At 35.2% G+C, this 20,600-nt stretch carries 23 protein-coding genes and 1 pseudogene; 7 read left to right on the top strand and 17 right to left on the bottom strand.

Annotated elements, in window-relative coordinates:
* Positions 1-4 precede the first annotated feature (4 nt).
* Positions 5-538, top strand: coding sequence for an RBBP9/YdeN family alpha/beta hydrolase (locus HUE88_RS00670; RefSeq protein ID WP_194370099.1), 534 nt, complete (start codon positions 5-7; stop codon positions 536-538).
* A gap of 16 nt (positions 539-554) precedes the next feature.
* Here the strand turns inward: HUE88_RS00670 and HUE88_RS00665 are convergent, their stop codons facing one another.
* From HUE88_RS00665 to HUE88_RS00645, 5 genes are all read right to left on the bottom strand, one after another.
* Entirely contained in the window at positions 555-824 is a 270-nt protein-coding gene (locus tag HUE88_RS00665; protein WP_194370097.1) for an HvfA family oxazolone/thioamide-modified RiPP metallophore, read from the bottom strand.
* Positions 825-919: 95 nt separating this feature from the next.
* Positions 920-1,246 (bottom strand): c-type cytochrome, encoded by a 327-nt coding sequence (locus HUE88_RS00660; RefSeq protein ID WP_194370095.1) that lies wholly within the window; start codon positions 1,244-1,246, stop codon positions 920-922.
* Positions 1,247-1,315: 69 nt separating this feature from the next.
* Entirely contained in the window at positions 1,316-1,648 is a 333-nt protein-coding gene (locus tag HUE88_RS00655) for a hypothetical protein (protein ID WP_194370093.1), read from the bottom strand.
* Positions 1,642-2,826, bottom strand: coding sequence for a sensor histidine kinase (locus tag HUE88_RS00650; RefSeq protein ID WP_194370091.1), 1,185 nt, complete (start codon positions 2,824-2,826; stop codon positions 1,642-1,644). The genes HUE88_RS00655 and HUE88_RS00650 overlap by 7 nt, the downstream gene beginning before the upstream one ends.
* Positions 2,783-3,454: a response regulator transcription factor gene (locus HUE88_RS00645; RefSeq protein ID WP_194372453.1), complete on the bottom strand. Its 672-nt coding sequence runs from the start codon at positions 3,452-3,454 to the stop codon at positions 2,783-2,785. Before HUE88_RS00645 ends, HUE88_RS00650 begins: the two co-directional genes overlap by 44 nt.
* Positions 3,455-3,618: 164 nt before the next feature.
* On the opposite strand from HUE88_RS00645, the gene HUE88_RS00640 reads away from it, so the two are divergent.
* Entirely contained in the window at positions 3,619-4,551 is a 933-nt protein-coding gene (locus HUE88_RS00640) for a DUF234 domain-containing protein (RefSeq protein WP_194370089.1), read from the top strand.
* Positions 4,552-4,568: 17 nt separating this feature from the next.
* On the opposite strand, the gene HUE88_RS00635 is transcribed toward HUE88_RS00640, so the two are convergent.
* Positions 4,569-5,642: a GGDEF domain-containing protein gene (locus HUE88_RS00635; RefSeq protein WP_194370087.1), complete on the bottom strand. Its 1,074-nt coding sequence runs from the start codon at positions 5,640-5,642 to the stop codon at positions 4,569-4,571.
* A 277-nt stretch (positions 5,643-5,919) separates the two neighbouring features.
* Between HUE88_RS00635 and HUE88_RS00630 the strand changes: the two genes are divergently transcribed.
* Positions 5,920-8,025 (top strand): helix-hairpin-helix domain-containing protein, encoded by a 2,106-nt coding sequence (locus HUE88_RS00630; protein WP_194370085.1) that lies wholly within the window; start codon positions 5,920-5,922, stop codon positions 8,023-8,025.
* Here the strand turns inward: HUE88_RS00630 and HUE88_RS00625 are convergent.
* The 6 genes and pseudogenes from HUE88_RS00625 to HUE88_RS14115 form a co-directional block, all read right to left on the bottom strand.
* Entirely contained in the window at positions 8,012-8,608 is a 597-nt protein-coding gene (locus tag HUE88_RS00625; RefSeq protein ID WP_194370083.1) for a TetR/AcrR family transcriptional regulator, read from the bottom strand. The genes HUE88_RS00630 and HUE88_RS00625 overlap by 14 nt on opposite strands.
* A gap of 8 nt (positions 8,609-8,616) precedes the next feature.
* Positions 8,617-9,012: a thioredoxin fold domain-containing protein gene (locus HUE88_RS00620; protein ID WP_194370081.1), complete on the bottom strand. Its 396-nt coding sequence runs from the start codon at positions 9,010-9,012 to the stop codon at positions 8,617-8,619.
* Positions 9,009-9,452, bottom strand: a complete 444-nt coding sequence (locus HUE88_RS00615; protein ID WP_194370079.1) for a hypothetical protein — start codon at positions 9,450-9,452, stop codon at positions 9,009-9,011. Before HUE88_RS00615 ends, HUE88_RS00620 begins: the two co-directional genes overlap by 4 nt.
* A 45-nt stretch (positions 9,453-9,497) precedes the next feature.
* Positions 9,498-10,070, bottom strand: coding sequence for a YceI family protein (locus tag HUE88_RS00610; protein WP_194370077.1), 573 nt, complete (start codon positions 10,068-10,070; stop codon positions 9,498-9,500).
* A 221-nt stretch (positions 10,071-10,291) separates the two neighbouring features.
* On the bottom strand, positions 10,292-10,651 hold the full coding sequence (locus HUE88_RS14120; RefSeq protein ID WP_229860214.1) for a CZB domain-containing protein: 360 nt from the start codon (positions 10,649-10,651) through the stop codon (positions 10,292-10,294).
* A gap of 129 nt (positions 10,652-10,780) precedes the next feature.
* Positions 10,781-11,098: pseudogene (locus HUE88_RS14115) on the bottom strand (methyl-accepting chemotaxis protein); the annotation flags it as partial.
* 783 nt (positions 11,099-11,881) lie between these two features.
* Between HUE88_RS14115 and HUE88_RS00600 the strand changes: the two are divergent.
* Positions 11,882-13,717 (top strand): ABC-F family ATP-binding cassette domain-containing protein, encoded by a 1,836-nt coding sequence (locus HUE88_RS00600; RefSeq protein WP_194370073.1) that lies wholly within the window; start codon positions 11,882-11,884, stop codon positions 13,715-13,717.
* Here HUE88_RS00600 and HUE88_RS00595 read toward each other — a convergent pair.
* Genes HUE88_RS00595 through HUE88_RS00575 form a run of 5 tightly spaced genes read right to left on the bottom strand, consistent with a single transcriptional unit; the run spans position 13,714 to position 17,867 of the window.
* The gene (locus HUE88_RS00595) at positions 13,714-14,226 is read right to left on the bottom strand and encodes a YgjP-like metallopeptidase domain-containing protein (RefSeq protein WP_194370071.1); all 513 of its coding nucleotides are present in this window, start codon (positions 14,224-14,226) and stop codon (positions 13,714-13,716) included. The two genes, HUE88_RS00600 and HUE88_RS00595, sit on opposite strands and share 4 nt — an antisense overlap.
* A complete protein-coding gene (gene dbpA / locus HUE88_RS00590) occupies positions 14,214-15,584 on the bottom strand; it encodes an ATP-dependent RNA helicase DbpA (RefSeq protein WP_194370069.1) in 1,371 nt (456 codons plus the stop codon). The genes HUE88_RS00595 and dbpA overlap by 13 nt, the downstream gene beginning before the upstream one ends.
* Positions 15,584-15,775 (bottom strand): YwbE family protein, encoded by a 192-nt coding sequence (locus tag HUE88_RS00585; protein WP_194370067.1) that lies wholly within the window; start codon positions 15,773-15,775, stop codon positions 15,584-15,586. Before HUE88_RS00585 ends, dbpA begins: the two co-directional genes overlap by 1 nt.
* Before the next feature lie 9 nt (positions 15,776-15,784).
* Positions 15,785-17,035, bottom strand: coding sequence for an EAL and HDOD domain-containing protein (locus tag HUE88_RS00580; RefSeq protein WP_194370065.1), 1,251 nt, complete (start codon positions 17,033-17,035; stop codon positions 15,785-15,787).
* A gap of 34 nt (positions 17,036-17,069) precedes the next feature.
* Positions 17,070-17,867 carry a TrmH family RNA methyltransferase gene (locus HUE88_RS00575; protein WP_194370063.1) on the bottom strand — a complete coding sequence of 266 codons (798 nt, stop codon included), beginning with the start codon at positions 17,865-17,867 and terminating at the stop codon, positions 17,070-17,072.
* A gap of 88 nt (positions 17,868-17,955) precedes the next feature.
* On the opposite strand from HUE88_RS00575, the gene HUE88_RS00570 reads away from it, so the two are divergent.
* The 3 genes from HUE88_RS00570 to HUE88_RS00560 are packed head-to-tail and all read left to right on the top strand — an operon-like array spanning position 17,956 to position 20,591.
* Positions 17,956-18,333, top strand: a complete 378-nt coding sequence (locus HUE88_RS00570) for a FixH family protein (RefSeq protein WP_194370061.1) — start codon at positions 17,956-17,958, stop codon at positions 18,331-18,333.
* Between the two features lie 9 nt (positions 18,334-18,342).
* Complete coding sequence (locus HUE88_RS00565; RefSeq protein WP_194370059.1) at positions 18,343-19,593, top strand: TolC family protein; 1,251 nt, start codon at positions 18,343-18,345, stop codon at positions 19,591-19,593.
* Positions 19,590-20,591, top strand: a complete 1,002-nt coding sequence (locus HUE88_RS00560; protein ID WP_194370057.1) for a permuted SH3 domain-containing protein — start codon at positions 19,590-19,592, stop codon at positions 20,589-20,591. The genes HUE88_RS00565 and HUE88_RS00560 overlap by 4 nt, the downstream gene beginning before the upstream one ends.
* Positions 20,592-20,600 lie beyond the last annotated feature (9 nt).

The raw sequence follows: 20,600 nt of genomic DNA, 5'->3' as shown, positions 1-20,600 counted from the left end.
ACAAATGAGTAAAAAAGTTTTACTACTGCACGGCTGGGGAGGAAGCGACTTTCCTCATTGGCAGAGTTGGCTGGCAGGTGAGATTGCAAAAGAGTATGGAAAAGTAAGTTTTTTAAAGTTTAGCAATATTGATTTTCCAAATAAAAATGATTGGGAAAATGAGCTAAAAACAGAACTTGAAGATTTCAAACCCGATATAGTCATTTGTCACTCAATAGCAAATATACTTTGGTTTCATATCTGCAATAATCTACATGTAGAAAAAATAGAGAAATTATACATGGTAGCTCCTCCAAGTTTAAAGTGCAATATAGAGGAGCTTAAAAGTTTTTTTCCTTGTAAGATACCAACAAACCTCAACGCCAAAGAGTCTCTGCTGATAACATCTACGAACGACCCTTATTTGACGCAGGATGAGGCTAAAGCTCTTCAAGCAGACCTTGGGATTCCTATGAAAGTATTAGATGGTGCCGGACATATTAACGCCGAGAGTGGTTTTGGTGAATGGTCTTGGATGTTAGAAGAGTTAAGGAAGTAAAGCCTTAACTCGTTTGCTAGTGCGTCTTTATCTCGCCTCTTTCTCTCTCTTTTTCAGAGTAATCTTTACCCCATTTTTTATCATCTGTTGATTCAGGTGTTTTCATCTCAGAACCGCATTTTCCTGCTCCGCATTTCATATTCTCTTTTTTATCTTTAGGTACTTTCATATCAGAACCACACTTTCCTGCTCCGCATTTCATGTCTTCTGCACTAACTGTTGTGGCACCCATACTTAAAAACAAAGCTGCTCCTAAAAGAAGTGCCAATATTTTGGTAGTTTTCATAAATATCCTTGTCGTTGATTTTCATCATTGTACTCAAAAGATTTTTTATAATTTCAAAACTTTAAAAATTAGTATTAAAGTTTAAAAAATTAAGCCTACTTTTTTAACGAAGCTATGTGAGCAGCTACCGCTTTAACATCATCCTCAGAAAGATTTGCTACTTGCCCTTTCATAAGACCTTTCATAGCTCCGCCATAACTGCCGGCTTTATAACCATTAAGCGCGCTGTTAAGCTCTTCTTCACTCATATTGGCAATCACTTTTGACTTACCAAGAGCAACTTTCTCACCTGTTGAGCCGTGACAACCAGCACACTTGTTGTAGATAGAAGCACCATCAGCAGCGAACAGAGTTGATGAGCCAATAATAGCACCTGCTATAACTAAAGATTTTAATGTTTTTGTTATTGTTGTAGTTTTCATTTGAAACTCCTTTTTTGATGGAGTAAGTTTAACAATTAATTGTGAGATAATTGTGTAATGAAAATTTTACTATTTTAATTTTCCAAAGACTTTATATATTTGCCAGTAGATGTCAACAGCCTCTTTTAGCTCTTTTTGGCTAAGTTCACTTTTTTTCTTTATACCAAACCTGTTTATATCCTCATCCGTCATAACTGTAGTCTCTTTGGCTGGATATTTCAAGTAACTAATAATCGCATTTTTCATATCTGTCTCACTGCTATATATAAGCAAATACTTGTAAAAATACTTATCTATACTAACGGGGAGTTTGTTATGGCACTTTATGCAATTGTTCTCATACACATTAGCCCCTGCAAAACTAAACATAAGAGCAAGGGTTAAAACTATTTTTTTTACCATGAGACACTCACTTTTGTTCCAATATTCTCTTTGGATGTTATATCTATATTTAGATTATACTCTTTGGCAATTGAAGAGACTATACTTAGTCCTATACCGAAACCGCCGCTGCTTTTGTTAAACCGTTTGTATCTCTCTTTTATTTTGGAAATATCATCTTTTGCTATACCTATGCCGGAATCTTCTACGCTAAATACTCTCTTATCTACATTGACAATAATCTCTCCGCCAACTTTATTATACTTTATCGCATTTGATAGCAGGTTATCTAAAAGTTTTGAGATTTTAAACTTATCTACATGTAGAAATGTTTTCTCTATTATATTTGTGCTGATTTTTATTTTCTTAGCTAGGGCGAGTGAAGTAAAATACTCTACTCTTTCTAACACTAACTGTTCTACATGTATATCTTCATTGTTAGAGATTATCTCATTACCAAGTGTTAGATAAGTTAAATCTTGATAGATATTTGAGACTGTTTTTGCACCTATGTCTATTCTATTTATCTTTTTCAACAACTTCTCATCAAGGGATGATTTATCTATCATCTCTATATTTGCGACTATAGTACTTACAGGTGTGTTCAGCTCGTGAGTAGTGTCTTTTATAAACTCGTCAAGCAGAGTGATAGCATCACGCATAGGCTTTAAAAACAGTCGAAGAAGTATATAACCTATACCTAACATAAACAAAAATGTTATAACTACAAAAACCGTAATCTTTTTTTTGGTTTGCTCCAGCCACACTTCATCATCTATTATTTTTACAATTATATATCTAGCACCAAGGTAGTAAGACTCAGGTATGTTAACTAAGTGAATAACTCCATCCTCGAGATAAAGAATCTTATCTAGTCTAAGTTTGCTCTGTGTCGTTGAAAATATAAGCTTTTTTTCGTTATCAAAGATTGCAGAGTCAAACTTGTCGCTTCTTGGATAGATTTGTGTTTTGTCAAAATTTACATGTAGTTTCTTAAGCTCTTCTATAAGCTCTTTAGAGTACTTTTGCAGGGTTGATTTTTTTTGTTGTAGCATCAAATCTTTTTGAAGCCCAAAATAGATGAAAGAAAATACAGAGATGATAATAACCGTAAGTAAAACATACAGAGCCAAAAACCCAAATAGGGTCTGTTTTTCACTTTGACGAAAATCTATACCCAAGCTTTTTGATGCTAACAATTTTATCCTTTCCTATAATTTTTCTAAGATCTTTTATGTAGGTTCTTAAAGCACCCTCGCTAGGTGTCTCCTCGTAGCTCCAAAGAGCATCGTAAATCCTCTCATGAGAAATTACTTCCTCTTGATGAAGCAAAAATAGTTTTAAAAGCTGAGAAGTTTTTGTATTTAGACTTACCCGCTTAGAGTCCACAAAAAGAAGATTTGACTCTGTGTCATACTCTACATGTTCATCTATTTTTAATCTTGAGGTTCTCTCATGAAAAAAGCCTCTTTTCAATATAGTCTCAACACGGAAGAGAAGCTCTTTTAGAACAAAAGGTTTTCGTATATAATCATCACAACCGCTTTTATAACCATCTTCAAGAGAATCTATGGAGTTTAGCGAAGTGATATAGATAGCTGGAGTTTTTACACCATCATCGCGCTTTTGTTTCAAAAGCTCAAATCCATTAAGAAGAGGGACATTAACATCAAGTAAAAAAAGGTCAAACTGCTGTTCATAAATAATCTCCGATGCCTCTTCACCATCATAGGCACTAACCACTTCAAAACCGTTCTCCTGCAAAAACTCAACTACTGTTTCACTAAGAGTTAAATCATCCTCAAGTAAAAGTATTTTCGCTCTCATGTTGGTTTTTTTCTCCGCTTCGCCCATATTTTTACTAGCTTTTATGAGACGATTATACACTAAATATTTATTGTGCTTATATTGCATTAGAAAAAAGTGTGATAATTGTAAAGCAATAGCTTCTATTACTGTATAATTCTAAAAACAAACTCCAAGGCTCCTACATGTCAAAATATAACAAATACAAAAAGAACCCAACACTTTTAGCACAGTTTCGCTCATTCTATTTTCAGAACAACCCTAAAGATATAGAAGAGGCTATAAAATATTTTGCTGTATTTGGTGGAATGAGTTGGAGTGTTGACATGGAAAAACCGTTACCAGAACTTGTAGAGAGCAAGGTTTTAAATAACTATCGCTATATTCATGCAGACATTACGCAGATTACAGAGAGTGACAAACATAGCCACGCACTGCTGAGTGGTATTGCCATGGGAGACCGTCGCACTCACTCTGCCCTGAAAAAAGCACGAATATCCAGAAATGATGGCGAGTATGCAATGGAGACTCTTTTTGAAAGAGGTCTTTTAGAAGCTGAGTATTCCCTTGAAAATCCACCAAACGAAGAGGAGCGTGTTGATGAAAAGCTGAACTTCACTAAACCTTTTATGCGTTTTTGGTTCTCTTTTATATCACCGTATTTTAAAGGGATTAAAGAGGGCGATTTTAAAGAGGCGAAAGAGAGTTTTGCCAACCGTGAACAAGAGTTCTCTGAGCTTATATTTATGAAATTGGCACAGGAAGTTATAAAAAAAAGTTTTAAAGATGACCCTATTACAGAGATAGGAAGTTATTGGGACAGAAATACTCAAATCGATATCTTAGCAAAAACAAAGTCAGGCAAAGTCGTTGCCGGTATATGCAAATACTCTAATTCAAAAGCAAAAAAAAGTGAACTTACTAAACTAAAAGAGCAGTGTGCGTTAGCAGAGCTGACTCCTGACATATGTGTAGTTATCTCTAAAAGTGGTTTTACAAATGAGCTTAAAAGTTTAAAAGGAGCAGAGTTAAGACTCCTTGCTCTTAAAAACTTCAAAAGTCTTGTTGAAGATTTAAGCGAAAGAGACTTTATGGAGTGCACGGGGAAAAGGTACTAAATTTTAGAGTACCTCTTTTATTTGATCTTTTTTTCTTTGTGCATTTTTTTATCCAAAAACATCTGCTCATCAGCTTTTTTAATTAGCGCATCCGCTCCATAATAATCACTCGGCCCAGTATCAACAATACCAATACTTAATGTCACATCTTTAAAACTCTTTTTTAATTCAGCTCTAAGGCGATTTATATAGATATCATGTGCTTTTTCTTTGGAGCAATTTGGTAAAACTATACAAAACTCATCGCCGCCGTAGCGATAACAGCTATCCTCCAAGCGAGATACTTTTTTTATTGAATCACCTACTGCCTGTAAAATTTTATCTCCCTTGTCATGTCCCTCCGTGTCATTAACTATCTTAAAATCATTAACGTCAATATAAACAACACTTACCATCTCTGAGCGTCGCTGAGCAGACCTTAGTGTTTTTGTAAGAGTCTCAGAGAGAGTTCTTACATTCAGTAACCCGGTTAAAGCATCGGTTGTTGACATAATCTCAAGCTGATGGGTACGTTGCAGTACTGTTTCTTCCAATGCTAAAGCATATTGCTCTGACTTCTCTTTTGATGACTCTATCTCTGCCACCAAACTTCTGATATATGTCTCAAAGACCAAAGTTATATCAAATAAAAATAGTTTATCCAAAGCCGAGATGGTGTCTAACATCTCTGTTGAGTCTTTCATCTCTTCTCTAATAACTTGAAAAAGGAGATTTTTTAGCGTGCTGATTGCTGAGAGATATAGCTTTGGCTCAACGCCTATACGCTTGTGTACCAGCCCGATTCTAAGTCTGTTGTTAATATATTCGAGGTCATAAACTCCGCTGAAAAGATCTTGTAAATATTTACGCTGTGCATTTTTAAGTCTAAAAAGAGTGTCAGAATCACCAATCAGCAGAGCAATCTCTACAATAGAAGTCTGCATCTCATAAAATTTATCAACTAACGAATTCATTTTCGGCTCTATAAAAGTTTTACATTTTTTTAAAAGTTTAAAATCAATATCATCAAGATAAAATAACTCTTTGCGATGTGCCATTTCAAACTCTGTAATTCTCATCTGTTCCAATAAAGTCTGGTCTGTTTGCTTCACTGTTAAATCCTTAACAATCTAAATTTATCATAAAATATTATATTGATTGTAACTTAAAATTACTAAGAATTTTGTTTTTGAGAACTAATACATAAATAAGATACTTAGAACAAAGTCAATATAAGATAAAATTTCCAAAAATATAATCGAGACCTCTGATTAATTCATAAACTAGATTCCAAGTCAAGCTTGGAATGACGATAATTCCGTCACTCTGGACTCGATCCAGAGTCTTGTTGATAATGATTCAGAGAGTTAAATCATAAAGAAACTATATATGACAAATCTAATAACTTTACTATCACAAAAAACTTCTCTTAAAAAAGAGCATATCGCTAACATTTTAAAACTTCTTGACGAGGGTTCCACTATCCCTTTTATAGCACGCTACAGAAAAGATATGACCGGCGGTGCCGATGATGAAGTTCTTCGTGAATTTGAGACAATCTACATAAGCAGCAAAAAACTCTTAGAGAGAAAAGAAGAAGTCAGCAGACTTATAACTGAGCGTGCAACTTTAACAGACTCTATTAAAAAAAGTATAGAAGATGCTGACACGCTTAGAGTTTTAGAGGATATTTACCGACCTTTTAAAGAGAAAAAAAGTTCTCGTGCGATGAGTGCCATGGCAAACGGTTTAACACCACTTGCCAATACTCTGCAAAGTGCCAGACTAACTACTGCTGAGTTTAAACAAGAGGCTAAAAAGTTTGTAAAAGGGTCTGTTGCCTCTGTTGATGAAGCTGTGAAAGGTGCGCAAGATATCTTGGCGGAACGTTATGCCGACCTGCCACGTGAGCGTGAAGCCATCCGTAGCAATATGCTCCGTTTTGGTATATTAGAAGTTAAGAAAAGCAAGAGTTTCGATGAAAACGGTACATTTAAAAATTTTGCGAACAAAGATGCAAAGGGTGAAAAAGTTGCTTATATCCCTTCTCATCGCTATCTTGCCATTATGCGCGGGGTAAAAGAGAAAGAGCTATCTGTAAAAATCACTACCGATATAGGCCAAATAGAAGAGAATATAAAACAGTACAAGATTCCACGTCACGCTTCTAGTTCCAAAGAGTTGCTGTTTGAAGCTTACAGAGATGGGCTTAAAAGACTTCTGCTCCCTTCACTTGAGAGAGAGCTACATGTAGAGCTAAAAGAGAAAGCTGATATCTCTGCAATTAGTGTTTTTGGTAAAAATCTAAATCAGCTTCTTATGACTCCTCCAGTTACTAAAAGGGTTCTTCTTGGTGTTGACCCTGCTTTTGTTAGTGGATGTAAACTAGCTGTTATTGATGAAAACGGAAATTATCTTGAGTCTGCCGTAATCTACCCAACTGAGCCAAAAAAAGATTATGAAAATTCTAAAAACAAGGTACTAACACTAACAAAAAAGTATAACATAACAGGTGTTGCTATTGGAAACGGGACAGCTTCTCGTGAAACACAAGAGTTTTTTGCCCGCATAAATAAAGAAGAAAATGCAAAACTAAACTACACGGTTGTCTCTGAAGCAGGTGCATCTGTTTACTCTGCTTCAAAAATAGCCGCTCAGGAGTACCCAAACCTTGATGTCACAATAAGAGGTGCAATCTCTATTGCCGGAAGATTGCAAGACCCTATGGCAGCACTAGTTAAAATAGATCCAAAATCTTTAGGCATCGGGCAGTATCAACATGATGTTGACCAAAAACTTTTAGAGAAAAAATTAACAGATGTTACGCAAGACCTTGTAAACAGAGTAGGTGTTGACATAAACTCCGCTTCCGCTTCTCTTCTTGCTTATGTTGCAGGAGTCGGTGCAAAAGTGGCTCAAAATATAATTGCTTTTAGAGAGGAGAATGGTCTCTTTAAAACGAAAGAGCAGCTTTTAAAAGTAAAAGGGCTCGGAAAAAAAGCCTATGAGCAAGCTGCAGGATTTGTACGTATAAAAAATGGGAAAAGTGTATTTGACAACAGCGGTATTCATCCTGAGAGTTATGATATTGCGAAAAAATTGAGCGCTTTAGAGTTAAGCTCGATAGATACAAAAACAAAATCTCAGGAGCTACATGTAGGAGAAGAGACACTAAAAGATATCATTAAAGAGCTTAGTAAGCCGGGCTTTGACCCAAGAGAGGATTTACCACCTATTCCTTTTAAAGATGGCGTTACAGATATTAAAATGCTTAGTGTTGGGAGTTTTGTATCTGGTGTTGTCCGCAACATCGCTGACTTTGGTGCATTTGTAGATATTGGACTCAAGAATGACGGGATGATTCATATATCAAAAATGAGTGAAAAAAGAATTTCCCACCCCCTTGAAATTCTTGCACTAAACCAGTATCTTCCTCAAATAGAGGTAATATCAATAGATAGTGAAAAAGGGAAGATAGGACTTAGTCTAATTTGAGATTTTGAATAGCTTTTTTAGTTAAATATGGTCTAAAGACACCGTTGACATAGTCTATACTCTCTTTAACACTGTTCTTGTCAATATCTTTTCCAAGTGTTTTTAGGTATGAAAAATAAAACTGCGTTATCATCAAAATAGAGTCGGCAATATAATCTATTTTTTGTCCATTTATCAGTTCTATCTCCCCATTTTCTATAAAACTCTCAACTGACTTTATAACTCTTTGGCGATGTTTCAAGTTGTCTTCAACATACATTTTCTCCAGATCTGCATCGCGGGAAAAAAGGAAAAGCAGCTCCTTATAAAAGAATCTATACTCCCATAAAATATTTAATAAATCTTCTTGATGTTTATTTAACTCTAAAATTGTTTTTGGCAGAGCTTCCACAGGTAGAGACATCTCTTTTCTCATCTGTTTATATAAAACTCTAATTATCTCTTCTCGGTTATTGTAGTGATAATGCAAATTGCCGGGGCTTATATTTATAGCTTTTGCAATATGATTTGTTGTTGCCATTTGAGTGTTTCCCTCATTGAACAACACCAAAGCTGCTTGCAAAATTTTCTTTTTTGTACTCATATTTACTCTTATTTTATAAAATTTAAAAACTCTTTTTTATTCATATACCCAAGTCTCTTATCGTAAACTTTTTCTTGATTTTGTTCTATTAGATACGTAACGGGACTTCCGGCAACATCAAACTCTTTTGGGAAGTTTTTCTCTTCTTTGTTTAAAATAAGTGGAATAAATTTAGCTTTTAAAGTTTTGTCGACATCTAAATTTGAGAGCACCCTTTTTTCCATTTTACTACACCATGGGCAATAGTTTGTTATCATAAAAAACATTATATTTTTATTCTCTTTTTTTGCTTTTTCCATAGCTCTCTCATATGAGGTCTCATAACCCATTTTGTGAGCGAATTCTCTATACTCTTGTGCGGATAATAGCGTTGTCAATAACAACAGTAAAACTAGATTTTTCATAGTTGATCCTCTCTGTATTGTTCTGCAAACTCTTCAAGCAAATCTTCTACGTTGTCCATTAAATCATCTTCAATATTTTCTACAACAAATATACGACTCTTTGCATATGCGAGAACAAAAATCTCATCTTTTGTATCCAAACGCATTACATCTTCACCCAAAACAAGAGATACTTTTAAAGCAAGAATATCTCCGACACTTATATAATTTATTAAAAATGTTAAAGAGCGGGAAGAAAAATTATTTGTGTTAACGCCTAGCTCATTTGACATCTCAATCAACGAGTCCAAAACAATCTTTTTATATTTTTTATCTATTCTGTCGCTATGAAGTTCAACTACTGGGTAGTAAGATTTAACGCCGGTGAGAGTAAATGGTGATTTGGCATGTAACAATGTTGTCAATGCGATTATAAGCAAAACTGCTTTGATAATTTTCAAAAAAAATCCTTTTTTAGCCCTCTTTTAGGAGGGCTATTATACATACTATTTAGTTAAAATTCCCTCTGCTTCGATGATGATTTTAACATCATTTCCAACCATAAGAGCACCAGTTTCAATTAACTTGCTGAACTTTATATTAAACTCTTGTCTATCTATTTTACCCTCTAAAACAAATCCTGTACGAACATTTCCCCATGGGTCTTTAACCATACCGCTTATATCTTCAACATCCATCTTGATTGTTTTAGTAACATCCTTAATGGTTAGTTCAACTAATGCCGTATCTCCATTATGCTCAACTAGTTTTAGTTTCATCTGCGGATATTTTTCAACATCAAAAAAATCTGCACTTCTTAAATGCTTATCTCTATCTTCATTTTCTGTCGAAATAGAGGCAACTTTAACTTTTGCATCTATTTTTGTGAACTTCTTTGTTGAATCATCTATAGAAAATGTCCCTTCAAAGCTATTGAACTTACCATTAACATTTGAAATCATCATGTGTTTTACTTTAAAACCTACATTTGTGTGTGATGGGTCTACATTAAAATTAGAACCGAACAATCCTGAAACACCTACGATACTTGCTACTACTAATGAAGTTAATACTTTCATTTTTCTATCCTTTTTTCTTGTATTAGTGTAATTACTCTAAAAGTATAGCCAACAAATATATTAAATGTCAAGAGCAATTACTCTAATTTATCTCTCTTAATAAAACATATATAAAACTTGAAGGATTAATGATGAAAGAGAAAATTATATGGGTTTGATGTAATGGGGGATAGATGAGCGAGAATATTTCTCGCTCTTGTATGTTTAATTAATTATAAAATCTATTTAAAAGATGGGTCCAACTCGTGAACAATACCGTCAAGAATACCAAAAAGTTTTTCACTCTCTTTTTCCATGTCTATAAAATTATTAATGATTGCATCTTCGTTTACTTGATTCAGTGCCGTGCCATTTTTAACAAACTCCATATTCTTTAGTACATTTTGATGAACTTTAGAATGAGGAGCATCAATCAGAGCGTAACCATTTGTATTGCCATACTGTTTTTTACCATCATTTTCGTACCACTTTCCAAGGCGACAATTATGGTGATCAACAAATTTTGCATCACTATTGCCTGCAACAATTGTTGCATAAGCATTTGATTTAAATAAAATATGATCGATTTTTATAAGTACCATAAATAGTGAACCACCTATGTATCCTGTGTAGTCAGCAGACTCTTTAGCATCAACTTCAAAACCATCCAATGTAGTAGAAAAATCATCTATACTGCTGGTTACATTTTGAGCAATTGTTGACATCTCCTCTGAATTTGATTGAATCTCTTGTGTCTCTTGTTGAAGAGTTGAAATAGTAATAGATATCTCTTGTGTAGCTTTTTGAGTTCGCTCTGCAAGCTTTCTCACTTCATCAGCAACTACTGCGAAACCTCGACCATGCTCACCTGCACGTGCAGCCTCAATAGCAGCATTTAGTGCAAGCAGGTTTGTCTGCTCGGCAATATCTTTGATAAGGTCGGCGATAGTGGAAATCTCATTAGAACGTGCTGTTAATGCCCCTATGCTGTCATGGGATGAATCAATTTTTTCAATCAACTCTCTAAAAAGAGCTGATACATCCTCCATAGAACTACTACTATTACTTGCTTTATTTGATGTCTCTTTGGACATGTCAGTTATCTTTTTAACTTCTTCGAGATTACGTAAAATACTATCTTGAATAACTTTTAAACTTTGTGACAAACCACCGCCTAAGCTATGAAGTTTTTGTGTAAAATCACCACGAACTTGAAGTTTATAACTTTTTTCTATATCTACAACTGATTTATTGATAGCCTCAACAGCGTTAGCAAGAGCTGGATTTAACCCGTCAGTTTTTGCATAATAAGAGGCATTTATGTCTACAGCTACATCAATAGCTTTCATTGTTTCTTTCATATAAAACGTAAATTGTGCCAAAAGTGAGTTGAACTCAGTCGATAGTTCTTTAATTTCACCATCACCAACGACTTGTGCTACAACATCAAAGTCGCCCAAAGATGCTTTCGTGATTGTTTTATTTAATTCATCAATAGCACTCTTTACTATCATCAGCTGAGACCTTAAATATAGTGCCAGTGAAATATGTACAGCTGTTAGTGCAACAACAACTATTGAAAAGCCAAGGAAAAAGGTCTCTATAGCAAATGATGCTACAAAAATAACAAGTTGCCATAAGTTAGAGAGTGCAACATTTTGAAGAGTTGAAGTGTTCATTAATTGTCCTATTTATAATAATTTTCTTAACATATAAAAATAAAAATATTATTATATGCAAACTTAACTTAATTAATTTCATATGTCAAATATACTTTGTTTATAAAGACAACCTGATATAATACAAAAAATTTTAAATAGCAAAAGAACATTATGATACAACTAATCAATATCTCAAAAAGCTTCTCTTCACAAGAGCTTTTCAGCAACCTTAACTTTAAACTAAACTCCGGCAACAGAGTTGGTTTGGTGGGTCGAAACGGTAGCGGCAAGTCTACCCTGTTCAAAATTATATTAGGCGAAGAGAGTCCAGACAGCGGTGATGTTATAATACCAAAGGGGTACAAAATCGGTACGCTAAAACAGCATTTAGAGTTTAGCGAGAGCACTCTAAGAGAAGAGGCTGCATTGGCGCTTGAAGAGGATATGAAGTATGATGTCTATAGGGTTGAGAAAATTCTGTTCGGATTAGGTTTCGTTCAAGAGGATTTAGAGAAAAACCCTCTCTCTTTTTCCGGTGGATATCAAATAAGAATAAACCTCGCAAAGCTTCTAGTGACAGAACCGAATCTGCTACTCCTTGATGAACCTACCAACTACCTTGATATTCTCTCTTTGAGATGGTTGAAAGCATTTTTACGAGCTTTTGAGGGTGAAGTTATACTTATAACACACGACCGCAATTTTATGGATGCTGTTACTACACATACTATGGGGATAGTACGCAAGACTCTAAGAGTTATACCCGGCGACACCCACAAATACTACGAGCAGCTCCAAGCCAACGACGAGCTATATGAAAAACAAAAAATAGCACAAGATAAAAAAGTAAAAGAGTTGGAGGATTTTATCGCTCGCAACAAAGCGCGTGCATCAACAGCTGCGCTTGCTCAGTCTAAGGTAAAACAGTTGGAGAAGATGGAGCTACTCGATGATTTGGGATTTGATGCAAGTTTGAAATTTGATTTTAACTTTAAAGAGACTCCTGCTAAAGTTCTCCTTGATGTAAAAAATCTGAGCTTTGGCTATACGCCCGATAACATCCTTTTTAAAGACATCTCTTTTACCCTTGAAAAAGGTGAGTGTCTTGGAATTATCGGAAAAAACGGTAAAGGTAAATCAACTCTTTTAAACACAATTGCCGGTGAGCTAAAACAACTCCATGGCGAAGTAAATATGCACACCAGCACAACTTTTGCCCATTTTGGTCAAACAAACATTTCTCGTCTGCACCCAAACAGCACTGTTATGGATGAGATTCACTCAGCTAACACTAAACTCTCAACACAAGTTATAAGAAGTATTAGCGGGGCGATGATGTTTAGCGGAGATGCTGCAGATAAAAAAGTCTCACTTCTATCTGGAGGAGAAAAAAGTCGTGTAATGCTAGGGCAGATATTGGCTCGTAACGTAAACCTACTCTTTCTTGATGAGCCTACAAACCACTTAGATATGGATTCTATTGAGGCACTGACAAAAGCAATTAAAAACTTTAAAGGCTCAGTTATTATTGTTACTCACTCAGAAGAGCTGCTTCGACGTGTTTGTGACAGACTTATTATCTTTGCAAAAAATGGTGCAGAGTATTTTGATGGCGGCTACGACCTCTTTTTAGAGAAAATAGGCTGGGAAGAAGAGGAAGCCGTAGAGAGTGAGAAACAAAAACCAAAAGCGAACAACAAAGATAATAAAAAACTAAAGGCTGAGCTAGTTCGTGAGAGAAATTCCATAACATCACCTTTGAAAAAAAAAGTTGAAAAGCTAGAGAACGAAATTATTAAGATAGAGGAGCTTTTGGATAATAACCATAAAAAGCTGATAGAGGTCTCAAACAGTGGCGAGAGCGCTAAACTTATGGAGCTTTCCAAACTTGTCTCAACTCAGGAGAGTGAAGTCGAAGAGAAGTTTGAGCTTTTAGAAACTGCACAATCTGAGCTAGATGAGATAAATATAAATTATGAACAAAAAATAGAAAAACTAGAGGATTAAGACCACTCCTCTAGTTTACCTTTTATATCGATTTGCGTTAAGTAGAGTCTCACATCAAACTCTATCTGATGATAATTAGGTTGCATATACTCACACAGTTTATAAAATGCCTTGTTATGCTCTTTCTCTTTAAAATGTGCCAACTCATGGACAGCTATCATCTGCAAAAACTCTTCGGGCACACTTTTAAACATTGAAGCTATGCGAATCTCATTTTTAGATTTAAGCTTCGAGCCCTGAACCCTCGAGACAAAGTGGTGAGTACCCAAAGCATTGTGAATAACATTTATCTTCCCGTCATAAAGAACTTTGCTAAGAGGAGCTACTTTTTTCATATGAGTGTTTTTCAATTCATTTACATATGAAAAAAGAGTCTTGTCATTTTTTATGACATGTGGATTCGGATATTTTTTTAAAAGGTGGTGCGCTAACTTGTCTTGTTTGATTAGCTCATGCACCTGTTTCTTTGTAGCCTCAGAGTAGTGGTTTATATATTTTAGAGAATCCAAACCGAAAACTTTTTACCTTTGATTTTTCCATTTTTTAGCTTCTCATGAGCCTCGTCTATTTTTTTACTCTCTATTGCAACGTAACTCTGTCTTTCGTAAATATCTATCTTGCCGATTGAGCTGCCGGTAAGTCCAGCCTCTCCCGTTAATGCACCAAGTAAATCTCCTGCACGGACTTTGTCTTTTTTTCCACCCTCTATAACAAGTGTGATATATGGCGGTTTCATTGTAAAGCCGACTGCAGATTTTAGCTCGCCCACATCTTCAAAAAGACGGCTCCCATTTTTATACTCATATGCTTTGTCAGCCTCATACGCAGTAAAAAGTGTGAAAGCCAAACCCTCTTTTCCTGCTCGCCCAGTTCTGCCAATGCGGTGAGTATAGGTCTCTTCTCCGTGAGGAACATCATAGTTTACGACCATTGAGAGCTCTTTTATATCAAGCCCTCTTGCTGCTACATCAGTTGCTACTAACACTGGGCAGCTTTTGTTAGCAAACTGAACTAACACATCGTTTCTCTCGTACTGCTCCAAATCCCCGTGAATTGCCAATGCGTCAATTTTTCTTTTTTGAAGAGTCTCTGCGATTTCTTGAACTTCTACTTTTGTGTTTGCAAAGACTATAACGTTTTCAGGTTTAAAAGTGCTGAAAATATCTACTAAAGTATCTATTTTTTGAGAGTTTTGAACCTCATAAAATCTCTCAACTATACTGTTTGCAATTTCAGTAGAGATTGTTTTAACATTAACCGCGTCTTTTTGCAAAGTTGCACTTATGCCCATAATCTCATCTGTGTAAGTAGCTGAAAAAAGAAGTGTCTGTTTCTCTTTTGGAGCAAACCCCAAAACTTCATTTATCTCTTCACTAAAGCCCATATCCAACATTCTGTCAGCCTCGTCAAGAACAAGAGTATCCATGTCTTCAAGAGATAGTGTCTCTTTTTTTAGATGTTTTAAAATTCTCCCAGGAGTTCCGACAACTATATGTGCTCCGTGACGAAGTGAGCCAAGCTGCGGTCCAAAAGCACTTCCACCGCAAAGTGTTAAAATCTTTATATTGTGAGCGAATCTTGCAAGTGTGCGAAGCTCTTTTGCAACCTGATCAGCTAACTCTCTGGTTGGACACAATATAAGAGTCTGAACTCTAAACTTTTTAACTTGAAGCTTCTGAAGTAGGCCTATCCCAAAAGCAGCTGTTTTACCGCTTCCTGTTTTAGCCTGAGCAATCACGTCTCTGCCATCCAAAATAAAAGGCAAACTCTCTGCTTGAATAGGGGTCATCTCTTTATAACCAATTTCATTTAGGTTATGAAGCATCTCCTTTGATAAAGGAAGATTTGAAAAATCTGTTTCATTCATTAGTATATTACCTTTACTCTTCCAACTTCACGACTCATAAGGCGGACTTTAATCCCATGAGGGTGAGTTGGAGATTTTGTTAAAATATCACGGACAATTCCATCTGTCAGACGCCCGCTCTCCTGATCCTCTTTAAGGACAATTGCCACACTTATTCCGCTTCTAATATTTACCCGTTTTGTACCATCCATATTTAACCTTTATATTGAACAAAATGCATTTTCAAATGCTGTTACTTCGCTCATGCTATCAAACATTAAGCGCTCAATTGTATTATTTTCTAAATTATGTTTTTTTTCAAAGAGGGTTATGTTTTTTGTCTTAAATTGCTCAACATCCCTAACCAAAGCATATATCTCCCCTAGAAGACCACCATCATCAAGTAGAGCCAATTTTGTAGTATCATCCACATTCATATCATCTAATATTTTCTCTAGCTTTTCTCCAAATACAGTATCTATAAGAGACAATACTCCAACAAAATATGCCTGTCCTAAAACATTGCTTCTTGAGTAAGGTTCTATTTTTTTGAAAATTGTCTGCATTAAATCCGTACGGTGTTTTACCATCAACAATAAAGGTGAAATATCACCTTTTTTAGCAACAGACTTCGAATATATCATAAGCATTAACCACTGAGCAAGAGGTGTTCTTCCGACAAGTGTCAAAATATGGTGAATTGAAGAGATTTTATCCTTAAAATGAAATGCACTAGAGTTGATATACCGCAGCAACTGAATAGTAAGGGCGTGATTTTTTTCAAACTCTGACGTGATTTCGTCTATATTGGTATCTTCCATAAGTAAGCTATAAAGTTTTAATATATTCATTTGTGAAGGGTCATGCTTTTCACTTTCTAATATTTTAGGTTTTGCAAAAAAGTAACCCTGAAATAATTCACACCCTAGACTTTTAGCAAACAAATACTTCTCATCATTTTCTATTTTTGTAGCAACCACTTTGATATTGTTATCTTTAAGCCCTGATATTATATTTTTTACATACTCATCATCTTTAAATGTTTTGTCAAAATTTATTTTAACATACGAAAGGGTTGAGAGTATTGATGAATATTTATTTAAATTATCTTCATCAAATGTTATATCATTTATAGCCAGTTCATAACCTCTCTCTTTTAGCTGCTCACACCTCTCAACAACTCTCTCATTAACATCAGCTTCAACTATTGAAAATATGAAAAACTGACTTGGAATTGTGAAAATCATATCACTCATTAAAAATTTTTCATCTACTTTTGCGAATGCTTTTCGACTACCCAGTACTGCATGTGTCCCAAATTTATTTAAAACACTACATATAACGGCGGCACTAACAAAGCGGTTATTAACCCCTTTGTTTTGCTCATATTCACCCCTGTATAAAATCTCATAAGAGTTAAGTTTGCCATATAAATCTAAAATTGGCTGACGTCCCAAATATACATTTTGCATAATCTTATCTCCTATACATTAATAGCTTAACAGATTATATTCGATTTGTGCTATTTTTAAACTGATACATAAGTATTGATGCGGCAATACCAACATTGAAACTTCTGACATCATCCATCATTTCAATCTCTACTACCTCATCACACATCTCGATAATTTCTTCGCTTAAACCTTTCCCCTCGTGACCCATCAAAAGTACCCACTTTTTAGGAATTTTCACTTCCATTAGTGGGGTAGAATTTTTTGTTACCTCAGCTCCAAATATTTTATATCCATCAGCTTTTAAAGAGCTTAGTGTGAAAAATATATCATCATAAATATGCACATGTAGCTTACTAATATGCCCCATAGATACTCTAAGCGCTCTGCGTGAATATGGGTGTGGAGCCTGTTTTGGAAGCATATATGAAGTAACTCCGAGTGCGGCCGCGCTTCTAGCAATTGAGCCGACATTTTCAGTTGATGTAATCTCATCTAACATTATTATATTCTCACCCATATTCTCAAGCGAAGTGTCATCTGGACGAATTCCGTGCATCATACAGTTATGGTGTATTTTGTGTCCGATTATTTTCTCCATCTCATCTTTTTTTATAACAAAAAGTTCGGGGATTTTTTTTAAGGATATCAGCTCTTCAAACTCATCATAGTACTCTTGTGTGGCAAGAATACTCTTTACTTCTATGTCTGTCTTTAAGAGTATATTTACCACCTTGGGAGAGTCTGCTATAAAACTGTTGTCCTTTGTAAAAGCGTTCTCTCTTAGCTTGTGGTAAATCTCTAAAGATGCTCTATTTGAGTCATTTATTGCGATTAGTTTAATCTTATTCATGGTGCAATTATACACAAGACATACTGAACTCTACACACTCTCTGCACATACAGTATGGTACAATTCAAAACATTAAAAAGGACAAATCATGAAAAAAATATTAATTGCTTTACTAGCCTTAATGTTAAGTGCTACTCTCTTGCAAGCTGCAGCTTTTGAACAATCTGCAAAAAACACAACGACTGAAGTAATTATCAGTTCTGACAAACCACTTACTACAGGCTCAAATACTCTTATTCTTGATATTACACCAAAAGATAAAGATGTAAAAGTAAGTGTAAAAGCCTTTATGCCTGCGATGCCTGGAATGCCAGCGATGGAATCAAAAGCTGATGCAAAAGATTTGGGAAATGGAAAATTTGAAACTACTGTAAACCTCTCTATGGGTGGAACATGGCAGTTACATATCTTTATAACGCCGAGTGCTGGTAAAAAGTCACGTGTTAAAACCTCTTTGAATTTTTAAAGGATTTATATGAAAAAATTGCTTTTAGCACTATTTATTCTGGTTTCAAGCCTTTACGGATTGACTCTTGAAGAGGCGATATCTAAAGCATTAGATAAGAAACCATTTATTCTGGCTTCAAGTCTTTACGGAATGACCCTTGATGAGGCAATATCTAAAGCACTAGATAAAAACCCCTCTTTGGAGTCTATTGCAAACCGTATAGCAGTAAATAACTCTAGCATAGATATTTCCGATCAGCTTCCAAACCCCTCTCTCTCTTTTTCACAAAACACTTTAGATGAATCGCAGGCTATGAGTCAAAAGATTTTAACCTTGCAACAAAAGCTTCCATATTACGGCAAAAGAGATAAGTTGAAAAATATTTCTTTGGCTGAAAAAGAGGTTTTATCTACAAACTTGACACAAGCCAAAGTAACATTGGTAAATGAGATAAAAAATCAGGCTTACACTATTTGGGAGCTTGAGAGTCTTTACAAAACAATAGTTTCTTACGAGGAGTTAACAAAACAAAATATTGAACTTTTTCAATCTTACACTGCTACCTCCGGAAACCAACATATTGGGATTATGTCAGCTGAGCTAACTCTCTCCGATCTTCGTATTCAAAAAAGCACTTTAAATGCAAAAATATATTCATCATATGCAAAATTATCCTATCTTGCATCTTTTGAAATAAAAAAGCTTAACTTATCCCTTAGTATTAAGAAAATGCCGGATATGGAGAGCTTACATGTAGGATTAACAAATAACACTGCTCTCTCTTTAAGTGATAAACAGATTCAAAAGAGCAACGCTATTGTTGAGAGTGCCAAAGCAGAGAACTATCCGGATGTCAATGTTTTAGCAGCGTACTCATTTAGGAATAACTTTGACGACTTTATGACTTTTGGTATTGGGATAAATCTTCCAATATACTCAACAGAAGACTACAAAGAAGAGCAGGCAAGAAAATCAGCACTTGTAGCTCATAGCTTAAAAGAAGATACAAAAATATCTGTCGAGGCAGATTTTAAAACTGCCTATTTGCAGATGAAGTCTGCTTATGAAATCTACCATATAATTCAAAATGAGGCTCTTCCTCAAATAGAACATATGTTTGAATTAACGTCATCATCTATTGCGACAGGTGGAGATTTGTTTAAATATATAGATATCTTAATTAAAAAGCTAAAGCTCGAACAAACAAGCATAGCTGCTGTAGCCTCATATAACCGCAACATAGCAAAAATTTCTGCCCTTTCAGGAGAGTTAAAATGAAGACAAAATTAAAACTATTTTTACTGGTATTACCTTTACTGCTTGTTGCAAAAGATGCAACTGTAAAACAACTTTTTAGTGTACAGACCATAAAGGTAAAAAAAGAGACTAATAGCCAACGAATTAAAAACTACGGTTATGTAATGACGGATGAGAGTCGTAAATACGACATATCACCTCGCTTTGGTGGCTATATTGTTGAATTATATGCCGATAAAATATATAAAAAGGTAAAAAAAGGGGAGGCACTAGCTACCGTATATTCTCCTGAAGTATTTAAAGCAAAAGATGAGTATCTAAATACATTTAAGTATATAAAACAACGTCCAAATAAAGGGATGCTGGAGAGTTCAAAACTTAAACTACAACTCCTTGGAATAAGCGACAAAGAGGTAAACGAGGTTATTGACGGAACAAAGGTCTCACCAAATACTACTATTTACTCCCCTATAGATGGTTATGTATTTATTAAAAGCGTTGACAAAGGGGCTGCTTTCAATGCAAAGCAAAAACTTTTTCAGATAGTTAACCTTGATGAAGTTTGGGTTGAGACAAAACTCTTTGAAGAGGAGAGAGCAAGACTCTCAACTACTTCTAGCTATGAACTTACTTTTAAAGGGTTGGAGAAGGTTTACAAAACTAGCAATAAACTTCTTTACCCGCAGCTTGACCCAAAAGTAGCTACTCTGACTCTTCGTTTGAGAGTAGATAACGAAGCGCACAACCTATTTCCGGGAATGTACGCCAACGTTATTTCACTTATAGATGAGAAATCACAGCTTGTCTTACCATCAACAGCAGTTATTCGTAAAAGCGGAACTCACTATGTCTTTATGGTTGGCGAATATGAGGGTGAATATGAGCCTATAGAAGTAGAAGCTAAAATAATTGACGCTAACACATACGCAATTGTAAGTGGTCTTAATGAAGGTGATGAAGTTGTCAACAATGCTCTGTTTATGATGGATTCAGATGCTCAGATAAATTCACTATATTAGGAAATCAAA

This window comes from Candidatus Sulfurimonas baltica, assembly GCF_015265455.1.
In the GTDB taxonomy this organism is placed as follows: Bacteria; Campylobacterota; Campylobacteria; order Campylobacterales; family Sulfurimonadaceae; genus Sulfurimonas; species Sulfurimonas baltica.
This window is presented reverse-complemented; position numbering and strand designations above follow the sequence as displayed.